The organism is Streptomyces coeruleoprunus (assembly GCF_039542925.1).
GTDB lineage: Bacteria > Actinomycetota > Actinomycetes > Streptomycetales > Streptomycetaceae > Streptomyces > Streptomyces coeruleoprunus.
Genome location: NZ_BAABIT010000001.1, coordinates 6,921,207 through 6,933,900 on the forward strand (window position 1 = coordinate 6,921,207; position 12,694 = coordinate 6,933,900).

Genomic DNA, 12,694 nt, shown 5'->3' on the forward strand with positions numbered 1-12,694 from the left:
CCTCGGAGGTACCCCCGTGTCCCGCACCATCTGGGTCGGCCCGGAACAGCAGGCCCCACCCGTCGACGAGGAGAAGCGCCTGCGCGAACTCGGCTACCAGCCGGTCCTCGCCCGCCGCATGGGCGGCTTCGGCAACTTCGCCATCAGCTTCTCCGTCATCTCCGTCCTGTCCGGCTGCATGACCCTGTACGGCTTCGGCCTCGGCACGGGCGGCCCCGCCGTGATGATGTGGGGCTGGGTGGGCGTCGGCCTGTTCGTGCTGTGCGTCGGCATGGCCCTCGCCGAGGTCACCAGCGCCTACCCGACGTCCGGCGCCCTGTACTACATGGCCGACCGGCTCGGCGGGCGGCGCTGGGGCTGGTACACCGGCTGGCTCAACCTGCTCGGCCTGCTGGGCGCGATCGCCGGCATCGACTACGGCGCCGCCCTGTTCACCGGGGCGTTCCTCAACCTCCAGTGGGGCTTCCAGCCGACGCCCGGCTCCACCATGGCCATCTTCGTCTGCATCCTGCTGCTGCACGCCGCGCTCAACCTCTTCGGCGTGCGGCTCGTCAGCGTCCTCAACTCGGTCAGCGTGTGGTGGCACCTCGCCGGCGTCGCGCTGATCGTCGGCGCGCTCGTGCTCGTACCGGACCGCCACCAGTCGGCGGAGTTCGTGTTCACCGAGTTCGTCAACGACACCGGCTGGGCCAACCCCTTCTACGTGGCGGCGATCGGCCTGCTGCTCGCCCAGTACACCTTCTCCGGCTACGACGCCTCCGCCCACCTCTCCGAGGAGACCTCCAACGCTTCCGTCACGGCGGCCAAGGGCATCGTGCGGGCCATCTGGGTGTCGTGGGTGGCCGGCTTCGCGCTGCTCGCGGGGCTCACCTTCGCCATCCAGGACTACGCGGGGACCCAGAACAGCGCCACCGGCGTGCCGCCCGCCCAGATCCTGCTCGACGCGCTCGGCACGGGCGGCGCGAGCGCGCTGCTGCTCGTGGTGATCGTGGCGCAGCTGTTCTGCGGCAACGCCGAGGTCGCCGCCGCCAGCCGCATGGTGTTCGCGTTCAGCCGCGACAACGCCCTGCCGGGCTCCGCCCTCTGGCGCCGCGTCAGCAGCCGTACGCAGACGCCCGTCAACGCCGTCTGGCTGTCCGTCGCCGTGCCGTGCGTGCTCGCCCTGCCGTCCCTGTACTCGGCCACGGCCTACGGCGCCGTGACGGCCATCAACGTCATCGGCATCACGCCCGCCTACGCGATCCCGATCTACCTGCGCCTCCGCGCCGGGAAGCGCTTCCGGCCCGGGCCCTGGAGCCTCGGCCGCTGGAGCAGGCCCGTCGGTTGGATCGCGGTCGTCTGGGTCGCCGTGGTCACCGTGCTGTTCTGCCTGCCGCAGCGCCACCCGGTGACCGTCGACTCCATGAACTACGCCGCGATCGCCCTCGTGGTGGTGCTGGTCCTCGCCAGCGTGTGGTGGTACGCGGCCCGCGGTTCCTACAGCACCCCGGCGCCGTACGGCAACGCCCGCGAGCGCGCCGAGATATCGGAGGGCATCGTCTGACGCGCCTCGCGGACCCGCCCAACCCTGCGGGCGGGTCCGCCACCGGCCGCCTCCTAGCCGGTGAACTCGTACGTCACCGACGCCGACGCGCGCGCGAAGCGGAGGTCCGTCAGCTCCAGGACGTGCCCGTGCTGGTCGTACACCACGCGGTGGACGGTCAGGCAGGCGGCGTCGGCCGGGAGGCCCACGGCGACCGACTCGCGCCGGGTCAGCCGCAGGCCCGCGCGGTGCATCCAGTGGTAGAGCAGCCGGAGGTCCGGGTGGCGCGACCGGGCCTCCGCGCGCCGGTACCGGGCCAGTTGGGGCACCTCGTCGAGCGCGTACCGGGAGAAGCGGGACACGGCGCTCCGCTCGGCCCCGCCGTCGGCGCCCAGCACCCGGTGGCGGTGCACGAGGGACCGCTCGCCCGGCAGCAGACCCAGCCGCTCGGCAGGTCCGGGCGGGGACGCCTCCCAGCCGAGGGCCACCTCCACGGCGCCGCTCGCGCCGCCCGTGCCGCAGGGGAACTCCAGCAGCCCCGCCGCCAGGACCGGACCGGCCGCGCCGCCCGCCGCCGCGGCGAACGTGCCGCGCCGCTCCGTCACCACGAGCCGCTCCTCGCGCAGCAGTTGCAGGGCGTTGCGGACGGTCTGCCGGTTCACGCGGAAGCGGTTCACCAGCGACCGCTCGGACGGCAGGCGCGTGCCCGGTGCGATGCGCCGCTGGGTGAGGTCGTCCCGCAGCGCCGCGGCGACCTGGAGGTAGAGCGGAAGTCCTGCGGGAGCGGAAGGCTCAGCCATGTTCAACCTCGATTTTCGCTCAGCGTAGCCGAATGAGCCGTGTCGGTGAGCAATCCCTATCATTGGTCTAAACCTCTTTGGAAGGGCCCGCCGGGCGATCCGGCGCACTCTGGCCGAAACGGATTCACCCCCGGCCCCCCGGGTACCCGCCGGGCCATGAGGGCGGTGACCTGGCACGGAAAGCGCGACGTCCGCGTCGAGACGGTGGCCGATCCGAGGATCGAGGAGCCGACGGACGCGATCGTCCGCATCACCTCGACCGGCCTGTGCGGATCGGACCTGCACCTGTACGAGGTGTTCGGCCCGTTCATGACGCCCGGCGACGTCCTCGGCCACGAACCGATGGGCGTCGTGGAGGAGACGGGCTCCGACGTACCCGGCCTGGAACCCGGCGACCGCGTGGTCGTCCCCTTCCAGATCGCCTGCGGCCACTGCTGGATGTGCGACGCAGGCCTCCCCACGCAGTGCGAGACCACCCAGGTGCGCGCCGAGGGCATGGGCGCCGCGCTCTTCGGCTACTCACGGCTCTACGGCTCCGTGCCCGGCGGCCAGGCCGAGTTCCTGCGCGTTCCACAGGCCCAGTACGGCCCGGTCAAGGTGCCGGACGGCCCGCCCGACGACCGGTACCTGTTCCTCTCCGACGTCCTGCCCACCGCCTGGCAGGCCGTCCGGTACGCGGACGTGCCGCCCGGAGGCTCCCTCGCCGTCCTCGGGCTCGGCCCCATCGGCGAGATGAGCTGCCGCATCGCCCTCCAGCAAGGCGTGGAGCGGGTGTTCGGCGTGGACCTCGTCCCCGAACGCCTCGGCCGCGCCCGGGCCAGGGGCGTGGAGATCTTCGACCTGACAGCCCACGACGGCCAGGACGAGCTGGTCGCCGCCATCCGCGACCGCACCCCCGGCGGCCGCGGCCCGGACGCCGTCGTCGACGCCGTCGGCACCGAGGCCCACGGCAGTCCCGTCGCCCACGCCCAGCAGCAGGCCACCGGACTGCTCCCCAGGGCCTGGGCCGCGCGCCTCGCGCAGAAGGCCGGCACGGACCGGCTGGCCGCCCTGCACCTCGCCATCGACCTGGTCCGGCGCGGCGGCACCCTCTCCCTCAGCGGCGTCTACGGCGGCGCCGCCGACCCCCTGCCGTTGCTGACCCTCTTCGACAAGCAGATCCAGCTCCGCATGGGCCAGGCCAACGTCCGCCGGTGGACCGACGACATCCTGCCGCTCCTCACCGACGACGACCCGCTCGGCGTGGACGACTTCGCCACCCATCACCTCCCGCTGTCCGACGCCCCGCACGCCTACCGCATGTTCCAGCGCAAGGAGGACGGCGTCGGCAAGGTGGTCCTGCTCCCCTGACCGGGCACCGCGGGCGGCCTTCTCGCTTCCGCGGCCGGACTGTCGGACCCACGGACTGTCAGACCCCTCTGCCAGGATCGCCGCATGGAACTCGCACACCCGCTCGACGGTCTCGACGCGCACCCCTGGGTGGAGACCCGGCACGCCTACGGCAGCGCGGAGGACCTCCCGGACCTCCTGCGGGCCCTCGCCGGAAGTGACCCGGCCGCCGCCGAGGAGGCCGTGTCCGAGCTGTACGGCAGCGTCCTGCACCAGGGCACCGTCTACGCCGCGAGCGTCGACGTCGCGCCCTACCTCGCCCGCGTCGCGGCCGCCGGACACCGCACCGCCGACGTGCTGGCCCTGCTCGGCGGACTGGCCGAGAGCGAGGACGAGCACGCCGTCGCCCCCGGCGCGGTACGGGCGGCGGTCGCCGCCCAACTGCCGCTGATCCTCCCCCTGCTGGACGCGCCCGACCCCGACGTGCGCCAGGCCGCCGCCTGCGCCGCCGCGCACACCCGCGACGCGGCGGCCCTGCCCGTGCTGCGCCGCCGCTGGCAGGAGGAGAGCGAGCCGGTCGTACGGGCCGAACTGCTGGCCGGACTGGCCCTGCTGGACCCCGCCGGCACCGCCGCCACGGCCGACGCGCTCGCCCGGGACCCCGCGGTGCCGGCCGTCCTGCGCGTCGCCGCCCTCTACGCGTGCCTGGACGCCGGACTGCCCTGGAGCGCCGGCCACCGCACCGCGCTGCTGTCGCTGCTCCCCGCCGGCTCCCTCATGGACGACCGGCTGGACCACCGCCGTAGCGAGCCCCTCTCCGCGGTCGTCGAGGACCTGCTGCTCCGCGACACGGACGCCGACCGGGACGCGGTCGTCGCCCTCCTCGACGCCGCCCTGCGCGACCCGCGTGCGGACGTGCGGAACGAGGCGGCGTGGGCGGCGAGCCAGGCCGGATCCATGTCGCGGCACGTGCCGTCCCGGCTGCTCCCCGCGCTGATGCGGGCCGTCGCCGACGCCGCGTCGGCGGGGGAGGTGCTGACCCTCGTCGCCCAGTTCGGGCCGGCCGCCGCCGACGCCGCCCCGGCCCTGGCCACCCTTGCACGCCGCGACGGTCACGACGACGCCGACCTCGCGGACCGCGCCCTCGGCGTCCTCGCCGTCGTGGCACCGGAACGGGCCGCACCGCTGCTGGCCCGCGACCTCGCGCACAGCTGCCGCGGGCTCGACGGCGCGGCCGGGATCCAGGCGCCGGAGGACGTGGCCTTCCCCTTCGACCCGGACCTGCTGGACGCCGTACGCGCCCGGCTGACGGACGGCGACCTCGGGCCCACCGGGCCCTACCGGCTGACCCGGCTGCTGGCGGGGTGGGGCGAGCGGGCCGCCGCCGCGCTGCCCGAGCTGTACGAGGCGCTGCCCCGCTTCCCGGAGCAGGCCGCCCACGCCGTCGCGGCCGTCTGCCCGCCCGCCGAACGCGACCTGGCGGCCGCCGTCCTGCGCCCGGAGGCCGACAAGGGCTCACCGGCCGCCGCCCGGGCGCTGTACGACCTGACCGGCGACAGCGGCCCGCTGCTGGCCACCCTGGAGCGCCGGCTCGGCGAAGGCCGTGACGCCGCCGCCGACGCGGCGCGGACGGCCGCCGAACTCGGCCCGGAGGCCGCATCGCTGGCCCCGGCGCTGCGCGCCGCCCTCAGCGACCCGCGGGACGGCGGAACCACGACGCCGGACCTCGACGCCGACACCGCGATCGCCGTCGCCCTGTGGCGCACCACCGGGGACGCGGACACGGCGGTACGGGTGCTGGACTCGGTGCTCGCGCGGGCGACGGGGGAGATGTGGTTCCGGTGGAGCGCGATACGCGCCGCCCGCGCGGCCGCCCTGCTGGGTCCTTCGGGCCGCCCGCTGGTCCCGCGCCTGGCAGCCCTCCTCGACGACCCGGAGCGGGCACCGTCCGCGATCCTGGCCCTTCTGGCGGTCGCCGATCCGGCCACGCTGGACGCGGCCGACCTGGCCGGCATCGCCGTCCGGTCCGCCGAGTCCGAACCGCTCACGGCGTGCGAGGCCCTCGAAGCCCTGGGCCCCGCCGCCCTGTCGCCGGACCACGTGCGGCGCCTCACCACCCTGGCCGAGCGCGACCTACGGGTCGTCCCCTCGGGCCTGGAGTCCCAAGTCGGCCGCGCCGACGACCAGTTCCGCACCCGGCTCCGCGCCCTGCTGCGGTGCGCCGGGAGCGATGGGCCGACGCACACCGGCTGAGGCCCCGAACCCCCCGCGCCTGACGGCGCTCGTCCTCAAACGCCGGACGGGCTGGAATCAGCCCCTCCGGCGTTTGAGGAGCGGGGGTTCGGGGGCGGAGCCCCCGGTTTCGGGAAGGGGCGGGGCAGGGGAAAGACCCGCCGACCCGGCGCCCCGTCAGGCGTCCGGCGTCTCACGCCACAGCGGGGGCAGTCGGGGGGCCTCGGGGACCGGGCCGAACAGGACCGCGCGGAGCACCGGCGGGGCGAACAGGGCCGTCATCGGCTCCATCAGCGACAGGACGCCGCGGAACGCCGCCCCCACCACGGGGTCGCCGCAGGCGCGCTCCTGGACGCGGGCCAGGTACCACGTGGCCGCGCGCTCGTGCGGCCGGCTGCGGGCCGCGTCGCCCACGGCGCCCGGCATCTTCTTGTCCGCGCCGGCCGAGATGTCCCACGCCTGCCGGGACGCGCGGAACAGCGCCCGCTGCACCCGCAGCGTCGTCGGGGTGCGGCGCCGGTCCGCGAGCGCGTCCCGCAGCGCGACGGCGCTGATCGCCGCGACAGCCATGCCCTGCCCGTAGATCGGGTTGAACGTGCACAGCGCGTCACCCGTGGCCAGGAAGCCGGCCGGGCGCCGCCCCGGCCGGTCGTAGCGCCGCCGTACGTTCGCCGTGCCCCGGAAGCCGTGTGCGGCGGAGACGGGCTCCGCCTTGGCCAGCCAGTCCCGCAGCACCGGGTGCGGCAGCCTCGCCGTGAACTCCTCGAACCCCTCGGCGTCCGTGGGCGGTTCCTGCCCGCGCAGCCCCGACAGCGTGACGAGGAAATGGCCGTTCTCGAAGGGCAGGGCGACCCCGCTGCTCGTCTGGGCGGGGTTGGGGACGACGTAGTAGCCGAGGGCGTCGGTGTCGTCGCCGTGCCGGTCGTGGCGGTAGACGCGCGTCGCGTAGGCCAGGCCCGTGTCGAGGGTCTCCTCCCGCGGCGGCTCCGCGCCGATCGCGGCCAGCCACTCGGGCGCCTTCGAGGCGCGCCCCGACGCGTCCACCACCAGGTCCGCCGCCAGGAGCCGCGGCTCCGCGGCCCGGCCCGCGCCCCGCTCGCGCAGCAGCACGCCGCGCACCCGCGCCGCGTCCCCGGCGAGGCCCACCACCTCCGTGCCCTGCACGGCCTCGACGCGCGGGTCGGCCAGCACCCGGCGCCGGATGACGTCCTCCAGCAGCGGGCGCGAACCGGTCAGCAGGTACGCGGTGGCGGCCGACCGCCGGTACCAGCTGCCCGCCTGCCACTGCACGACGTCCTCGGGCATCCCCACACGGGGCGCCCCGCGCTCCCGCAGCTCCTCCACGGCCCCGGGCAGCAGCTGTTCCACCGCCCGCTGCCCCGCCTCCAGCAGCACGTGCAGATGGCGCCCCTGCGGCACGCCCGCCCGTGGTGCGGCCTCCTCCGGGAAGCGGTCCCGCTCGACGACGGTCACCCGTTCCGCGTGGTCCGCCAGCACCCGCGCGGCGAGGAGCCCGGCGATGCTGCCGCCGATCACCACCGCGTGCCGTGTCCGACGACCCTTCCCCAACTGGCCGGCCATGCCCGCCCCTTCGCGTCGACGATCTACGACTGACCAGTATCCACGGTTCGTTCGGGAAGCTCCCGGGCGCCGAGCCGAAGGTGCTCGATGTGATAGACGGCCTCGTCGAGGAGCTGGGCCACATGCGTGTCGTACAGGCTGTACTCGATCCTGCGCCCCTGGCGCACCCCGGTCACCAGGCCCAGCGCGCGCAGCAGGCGCAGCTGGTGCGAGACCGCCGACTGCTCCATGGCGACCGACTCGGCCAGCTCGGTGACGCCGCAGGGGCCCTGGCGCAGCCGGGTGAGGATCATCAGCCGGGACGGGGTGGCGAGGGCCTGCAGCGTCGCGGCGATCGTGGCCGCGGACTCCGCGTCGAGGCGGCCGGCGGGGGTCGCGCCGGACTCCGCGCTGTTCACTCCGTGTCCCATGCGGGTCATCGTAGCCGTGCGCTCCACGCATTCAGTCGTACAAATGAAGACCTCTTCATGTATTCCGCTATGGTGGTGCCGTCCTCCGGTCCCCGACCCCCTGGGAGAGGTACGCCCGATGGCTCATCCGGTGCTCGACACGCGGCCCGCCGCCCCACCCGCGAAGGCCCTGCCCCCGGCCCGCCGCACCCACCTGTCCGCCCTGCCCGAGGTGCGCTGGGCCGCGCTCGCGACCCTCGCCTTCCTCGCCGCGTTCCCGCTCGACCTGGCCGGCGCCCCGGCCTGGACCTGGGGGCCGCTGTACGCCGTGTGCTACGCCGCCGGCGGCTGGGAGCCCGGCTGGGCCGGGCTGCGCGCCCTGTACGAGAAGTCCCTCGACGTCGACCTGCTGATGGTGGTCGCGGCGCTGGGCGCCGCCGCGATCGGCCAGTACCTCGACGGCGGCCTGCTCATCGTCATCTTCGCCGTCTCCGGCGCCCTGGAGGCCCTGGCGACGCGGCGCACCGCCGACTCGGTGCGCGGCCTGCTCGACCTCGCGCCCGCCCGTGCCGTGCGGCTCACCGCCGCGGGCGCGGAGGAGTCCGTCGACGTCACCGCCCTCGCGGTCGGCGACACCGTCCTCGTACGGCCGGGGGAGCGGCTGCCCGCCGACGGCACCGTCCTCGACGGCGCGAGCGACGTCGACCAGGCCACCATCACGGGCGAGCCGCTGCCCGTCACCAAGCGCGCCGGTGACCACGTCTTCGCCGGCACGCTCAACGGCACCGGCGCCCTGCGCGTCCGCGTCGACAAGGACGCGTCCGCATCGGTGATCGCCCGGATCGTCGCCATGGTCGAGGAGGCGAGTGCCACCAAGGCGCCGACGCAGCTCCTGATCGAGAAGGTCGAACAGCGCTACTCCGTGGGCGTCGTCGTCGCCACCCTCGCGCTGTTCGCGGTGCCGCTCGCGTTCGGCGCCGACTTCACCGAGACGCTGCTGCGCGCCATGACCTTCATGATCGTGGCCTCGCCGTGCGCGGTGGTCCTCGCCACCATGCCGCCGCTGCTCTCCGCGATCGCCAACGCCGGCCGCCACGGCGTCCTCGTCAAGTCGGCCGTCGTGATGGAACGGCTCGGCACCGTCGACCGCGTGGCGCTCGACAAGACCGGCACGCTCACACAGGGCACCCCGCGCGTCGCCCACGTCCGCGTCACGGCCGACGGGATCGACGAGGCGCGCGTCCTGGCCCTGGCCGCCGCCGCCGAACTGCCCAGCGAACACCCGCTGGCCCGCGCCGTGGTGGCCGCCGCGCGTGAACGCGGGCTGCCGGTCGCGGACGCCGAGGCGTTCTCGTCCACGCCGGGGCTGGGCGTACGGGCCCTCGTCGACGGGCACGAGGTGCGTGTCGGCCGCCCGCAGGAGCCGTCGTCGGCCGTCCTGGCGGAGGAGGCGGCGGGCCGCACCGCGGTGACCGTCGCCGTCGACGGCGTCGAGGTCGCCGTCCTCGGCGTCGCCGACCGGCTCCGGGACGGCGCCCCGGCCGCCGTCGCCGCCCTGGCCCGGCTCACCGGCACCCCTCCCACGCTGCTGACCGGCGACAACGAGGCCGCGGCGCGTGCCGTCGCCGCCGAGGCGGGCATCACGGACGTACGGGCCGGGCTGCTGCCCGAGGACAAGGCGGGCGCCGTACGGGCCTGGGAGCGGGAGGGCGGGCGCACCCTCGTCGTGGGCGACGGCGTGAACGACGCGCCCGCCCTCGCCGCCGCCCACAGCGGCATCGCGATGGGGCGTGCCGGGTCGGACCTCGCGCTGGAGACGGCCGACGCGGTCGTGGTGCGGGACGAACTGGCCACCGTGCCGGCCGTGGTGGCGCTCTCGCGGCGGGCCCGCAGGCTGGTCGTGCAGAACCTGGTGATCGCCGGGGTCTGCATCGGCGCCCTGGTGGTGTGGGACCTGGCCGGTCACCTGCCGCTGCCCCTGGGTGTGGCGGGCCACGAGGGCTCGACGGTGCTGGTGGGCCTCAACGGGCTGCGGCTGTTGCGCGAGTCGGCCTGGCGGAGGGCGGCAGGGGCCTGACGGGTGCGGGCGGGTGGCCGTTCGGGCGGGCGCGGCGGAACGGTGGTTACGCGTGCGCGCAGTCGTCGCTCGTGGTGTGGACGTGCCAGAGGGGGAACGGGTCGTGCCAGGGGCCCGTTTCGCCGGGGGACAGCAGGCACGCTTCCAGGGCGTGGCGCAGGGCCGTCGGGTTCAGGTCGGTGCCGATGAAGACCAGTTCCTGGCCCTGGCCCGGCTCGTCCGCCATCCCGGACGGCTCGAAGCGGGCGACCGCGCCCGCCTGTGACCACAGCCCCGTCACCCCGTCGCGCCCCGCGAGCCGGAAGAACCCCTTGGACCGCAGGACCCGCCCGTACGCACCGCTGTCCAGGCCCTCCGTGACGAACCGCCACAGCCGCTCGGGGTGGAAGGCGCGGCCCGGTGCGCGGAAGACCATGGAGGAGATGCCGTACTCCTCGGTCTCGGGGACGTGGTCACCGTTGAGTTCCCTCACCCAGCCGGGCGCCTGCTGGGCGCGCTCCAGGTCGAACAGGCCGGTGCCGAGGACGTCGGCGGGGCGGACGCGACCGTGCCGGGCGGTGATCACCCGGGCGGCCGGATTGAGCCGGGAGAGCGCGGCGGTGAGCCGCGCCGTGTCCGCCGCGTCCACCAGGTCGGTCTTGTTGACGACGATGACGTCGGCGAACTCGACCTGGTCCATGAGCAGATCGCTGACGGTCCGCTCGTCGTCGTCGTACGGGGCGATGCCGCGCTCCTCCAGGCCGTCGCCGGCCTCCAGCTCGGCCAGGAAGTTCACGGCGTCCACCACGGTGACCATGGTGTCGAGCCGGGCCAGCTCGCCCAGCGTGGCGCCGTCGTCGCGCGGGAAGGCGAACGTGGCCGCGACCGGCATCGGCTCCGAGATGCCGCTCGACTCGATGAGCAGGTAGTCGAACCTGCCCTCGCGCGCCAGCCGGTCCACCTCCTCCAGGAGGTCGTCGCGCAGGGTGCAGCAGATGCACCCGTTGGTCATCTCGACCAGCCGCTCCTCGGTGCGCGAGAGGGCCGCCTCGCCGCCCCGGACGAGCGCGGCGTCGATGTTGACCTCGCTCATGTCGTTGACGATCACGGCGACGCGCAGCCCGTCCCGGTTGCCCAGGACGTGGTTGAGCAGGGTGGTCTTCCCGGCGCCGAGGAACCCCGACAGGACGGTGACCGGCAGGCGGCTCATCGTGCTCAGCCCTCCGGGCGGATCAGGCCGCGCTCGTACGCCCTCACCAGGCGCTGCGGGACCCGGTGGACGACGCCGTCGACCGTCACGGGCACCAGCTGCGGGGTCGTGGCCTTCCACTGGGCGCGGCGGTGGCGGGTGTTGGAGCGGGACATCTTGCGCTTGGGCACGGCCATGGCAGGGAGACCTCCATCGGGGGGTACGGGATGGCGGTCACGCTACATGAAAACGATTCCCATTAACAATCACGGGCCGGTGCGGTCCCGGGCCTCCAGGCCGTCCAGGCCCTCCAGCGCCTCCGTCAGCCACACCACCCAGAACCGTTCCAGCTCGATGCCGCCCCGCAGCACCAGATGGCGCAGCCGGTCCGCCTCCGTGTCGCGCTCCGGCGGGAACTGCCGCTTCTCCATGCCCAGGTACTCGTCCAACTGCGCCTGGTGCAGCGCCAGATGGCGGCGCAGCTCGTCCGCCATCCCCTCCGTGCCCACCACCGCCGCCGCGCGCAGCCGCAGCAGCAGCGCACTGCGGATGGGCTTCGGGTCCTCGACGCGCCGCGTCCACTCGGCCAGCTCCGCGCGGCCCGCGGGCAGCACCTCGTACTCCTTCTTCTGCCCCCGGGCCGGCGTCTCGGACGGCAGCGCCCGGATGTGCCCGGCCTGCTCCAGCTTCCCCAGCTCGCGGTAGATCTGCTGGTGGGTGGCCGACCAGAAGTAGCCGATCGACCGGTCGAAACGACGGGTCAGCTCCAGGCCCGAGGACGGCTTCTCGAGCAGAGCGGTGAGGATCGCATGGGGCAGTGACATGCACGCATCCTAGGGACCGGCGCTCCCCGGCCCCCTCACCGACTGATCCGGTCCTCGGCCGCCCGCAGCACACGCCGCTCCAGGACCGGCAGACAGTCGGGCCTGTGCCTGCGCGCGTGCCGGAGCAGCAGCTCGAGGGCCGTGGTCCCGACCCGGCGCTTCTTCGGGTGGCGGGTGGTGAAGCCCTCGCTCGCGAAGAACTCGACGGCGCCGTCCAGCCCCGCAGCGTCCGTCTCCCGTACCGCCCACGCCAGTTCCTCCGTCGGCGTCGCCTCCAGCAGGGCGAGCGGCGCGCGCCGGGCCAGCAGCCGCGCGGCGTCCCCGTCGGCGCGGGAGGCGCCCAGCCAGCTGAGCACCAGGGCCGGCGGCACCGAGGGCTCGGCGCCGGGAGCCGGGTCGTCCCCGCCCGCGAGGCCCTCGGCGTACTGCCGCAAGGGCTCCGGCGCGGCGGCGGCCCACGCGGTGCGGTGCCGGCGGGGGATCGTGTGAGGGACTGCCGGATCGAGGAGTTCAGGCCACCGGCCGTGGACGTCACGGATACGCCGGCCCGCCCCCTCGAACAGGGTGAGTGTGGGCTCCTCCCGGCACATGCACACGAAGTCGGCCCGCGCCGTCCGTGGGCTCCGCGCCACGGCGGCCACCACTTCCCGCACCTCGTGCGGGTCGCTGATCTCGTACGACGACGGGTGGTGCGGCAGCCGGCCGGCGTGCCCGTGGTCGGACACGACGACGCGTACCGTTCGGGAGACGGGCTTCATGCCGTGATCATAGG

General features: G+C 74.9%; 11 protein-coding genes. 4 read left to right on the forward strand and 7 right to left on the reverse strand.

Annotation, left to right across the window (positions count from 1 at the left end; genetic code table 11):
• The first annotated feature begins 16 nt into the window (after positions 1 to 16).
• The gene (locus ABEB09_RS31030; RefSeq protein ID WP_345693230.1) at positions 17 to 1,543 is read left to right on the forward strand and encodes an amino acid permease; all 1,527 of its coding nucleotides are present in this window, start codon (positions 17 to 19) and stop codon (positions 1,541 to 1,543) included.
• 53 nt (positions 1,544 to 1,596) lie between these two features.
• On the opposite strand, the gene ABEB09_RS31035 is transcribed toward ABEB09_RS31030, so the two are convergent.
• The gene (locus ABEB09_RS31035) at positions 1,597 to 2,322 is read right to left on the reverse strand and encodes a GntR family transcriptional regulator (protein ID WP_345693231.1); all 726 of its coding nucleotides are present in this window, start codon (positions 2,320 to 2,322) and stop codon (positions 1,597 to 1,599) included.
• Between the two features lie 156 nt (positions 2,323 to 2,478).
• On the opposite strand from ABEB09_RS31035, the gene ABEB09_RS31040 reads away from it, so the two are divergent.
• On the forward strand, positions 2,479 to 3,672 hold the full coding sequence (locus ABEB09_RS31040; RefSeq protein ID WP_345693232.1) for a zinc-dependent alcohol dehydrogenase: 1,194 nt from the start codon (positions 2,479 to 2,481) through the stop codon (positions 3,670 to 3,672).
• A gap of 84 nt (positions 3,673 to 3,756) precedes the next feature.
• A complete protein-coding gene (locus ABEB09_RS31045) occupies positions 3,757 to 5,904 on the forward strand; it encodes a HEAT repeat domain-containing protein (RefSeq protein ID WP_345693233.1) in 2,148 nt (715 codons plus the stop codon).
• Between the two features lie 156 nt (positions 5,905 to 6,060).
• On the opposite strand, the gene ABEB09_RS31050 is transcribed toward ABEB09_RS31045, so the two are convergent.
• Together ABEB09_RS31050 and ABEB09_RS31055 are read right to left on the reverse strand one after the other, a co-directional pair.
• Positions 6,061 to 7,464, reverse strand: a complete 1,404-nt coding sequence (locus ABEB09_RS31050; RefSeq protein ID WP_345693234.1) for an NAD(P)/FAD-dependent oxidoreductase — start codon at positions 7,462 to 7,464, stop codon at positions 6,061 to 6,063.
• Positions 7,465 to 7,487: 23 nt separating this feature from the next.
• On the reverse strand, positions 7,488 to 7,874 hold the full coding sequence (locus tag ABEB09_RS31055; protein WP_345693235.1) for an ArsR/SmtB family transcription factor: 387 nt from the start codon (positions 7,872 to 7,874) through the stop codon (positions 7,488 to 7,490).
• A gap of 118 nt (positions 7,875 to 7,992) precedes the next feature.
• Between ABEB09_RS31055 and ABEB09_RS31060 the strand changes: the two genes are divergently transcribed.
• A complete protein-coding gene (locus ABEB09_RS31060) occupies positions 7,993 to 9,930 on the forward strand; it encodes a heavy metal translocating P-type ATPase (protein WP_345693236.1) in 1,938 nt (645 codons plus the stop codon).
• Between the two features lie 46 nt (positions 9,931 to 9,976).
• Here ABEB09_RS31060 and ABEB09_RS31065 read toward each other — a convergent pair whose 3' ends face one another.
• From ABEB09_RS31065 to ABEB09_RS31080, 4 genes are all read right to left on the reverse strand, one after another.
• Positions 9,977 to 11,119 carry a GTP-binding protein gene (locus ABEB09_RS31065; protein ID WP_345693237.1) on the reverse strand — a complete coding sequence of 381 codons (1,143 nt, stop codon included), beginning with the start codon at positions 11,117 to 11,119 and terminating at the stop codon, positions 9,977 to 9,979.
• Between the two features lie 5 nt (positions 11,120 to 11,124).
• Positions 11,125 to 11,295 (reverse strand): 50S ribosomal protein L32, encoded by a 171-nt coding sequence (gene rpmF, locus ABEB09_RS31070; protein ID WP_345693238.1) that lies wholly within the window; start codon positions 11,293 to 11,295, stop codon positions 11,125 to 11,127.
• Positions 11,296 to 11,364: 69 nt separating this feature from the next.
• Positions 11,365 to 11,922, reverse strand: a complete 558-nt coding sequence (locus ABEB09_RS31075) for a PadR family transcriptional regulator (protein WP_345693239.1) — start codon at positions 11,920 to 11,922, stop codon at positions 11,365 to 11,367.
• 35 nt (positions 11,923 to 11,957) lie between these two features.
• The gene (locus ABEB09_RS31080; RefSeq protein ID WP_345693240.1) at positions 11,958 to 12,680 is read right to left on the reverse strand and encodes a hypothetical protein; all 723 of its coding nucleotides are present in this window, start codon (positions 12,678 to 12,680) and stop codon (positions 11,958 to 11,960) included.
• Between the last annotated feature and the right edge of the window lie 14 nt (positions 12,681 to 12,694).

What these genes read in the sequence shown, in the direction of transcription:
- ABEB09_RS31050 (WP_345693234.1), bottom strand. Translation starts at nt 7,464, where the DNA reads ATGGCCGGCCAGTTGGGGAAGGGTCGTCGGACACGGCACGCGGTGGTG.
- ABEB09_RS31055 (WP_345693235.1), bottom strand. Translation starts at nt 7,874, where the DNA reads ATGGGACACGGAGTGAACAGCGCGGAGTCCGGCGCGACCCCCGCCGGC.
- ABEB09_RS31035 (WP_345693231.1), bottom strand. Translation starts at nt 2,322, where the DNA reads ATGGCTGAGCCTTCCGCTCCCGCAGGACTTCCGCTCTACCTCCAGGTC.
- ABEB09_RS31080 (WP_345693240.1), bottom strand. Translation starts at nt 12,680, where the DNA reads ATGAAGCCCGTCTCCCGAACGGTACGCGTCGTCGTGTCCGACCACGGG.
- ABEB09_RS31075 (WP_345693239.1), bottom strand. Translation starts at nt 11,922, where the DNA reads ATGTCACTGCCCCATGCGATCCTCACCGCTCTGCTCGAGAAGCCGTCC.
- ABEB09_RS31045 (WP_345693233.1), top strand. Translation starts at nt 3,757, where the DNA reads ATGGAACTCGCACACCCGCTCGACGGTCTCGACGCGCACCCCTGGGTG.
- rpmF (WP_345693238.1), bottom strand. Translation starts at nt 11,295, where the DNA reads ATGGCCGTGCCCAAGCGCAAGATGTCCCGCTCCAACACCCGCCACCGC.
- ABEB09_RS31040 (WP_345693232.1), top strand. Translation starts at nt 2,479, where the DNA reads ATGAGGGCGGTGACCTGGCACGGAAAGCGCGACGTCCGCGTCGAGACG.
- ABEB09_RS31065 (WP_345693237.1), bottom strand. Translation starts at nt 11,119, where the DNA reads ATGAGCCGCCTGCCGGTCACCGTCCTGTCGGGGTTCCTCGGCGCCGGG.
- ABEB09_RS31060 (WP_345693236.1), top strand. Translation starts at nt 7,993, where the DNA reads ATGGCTCATCCGGTGCTCGACACGCGGCCCGCCGCCCCACCCGCGAAG.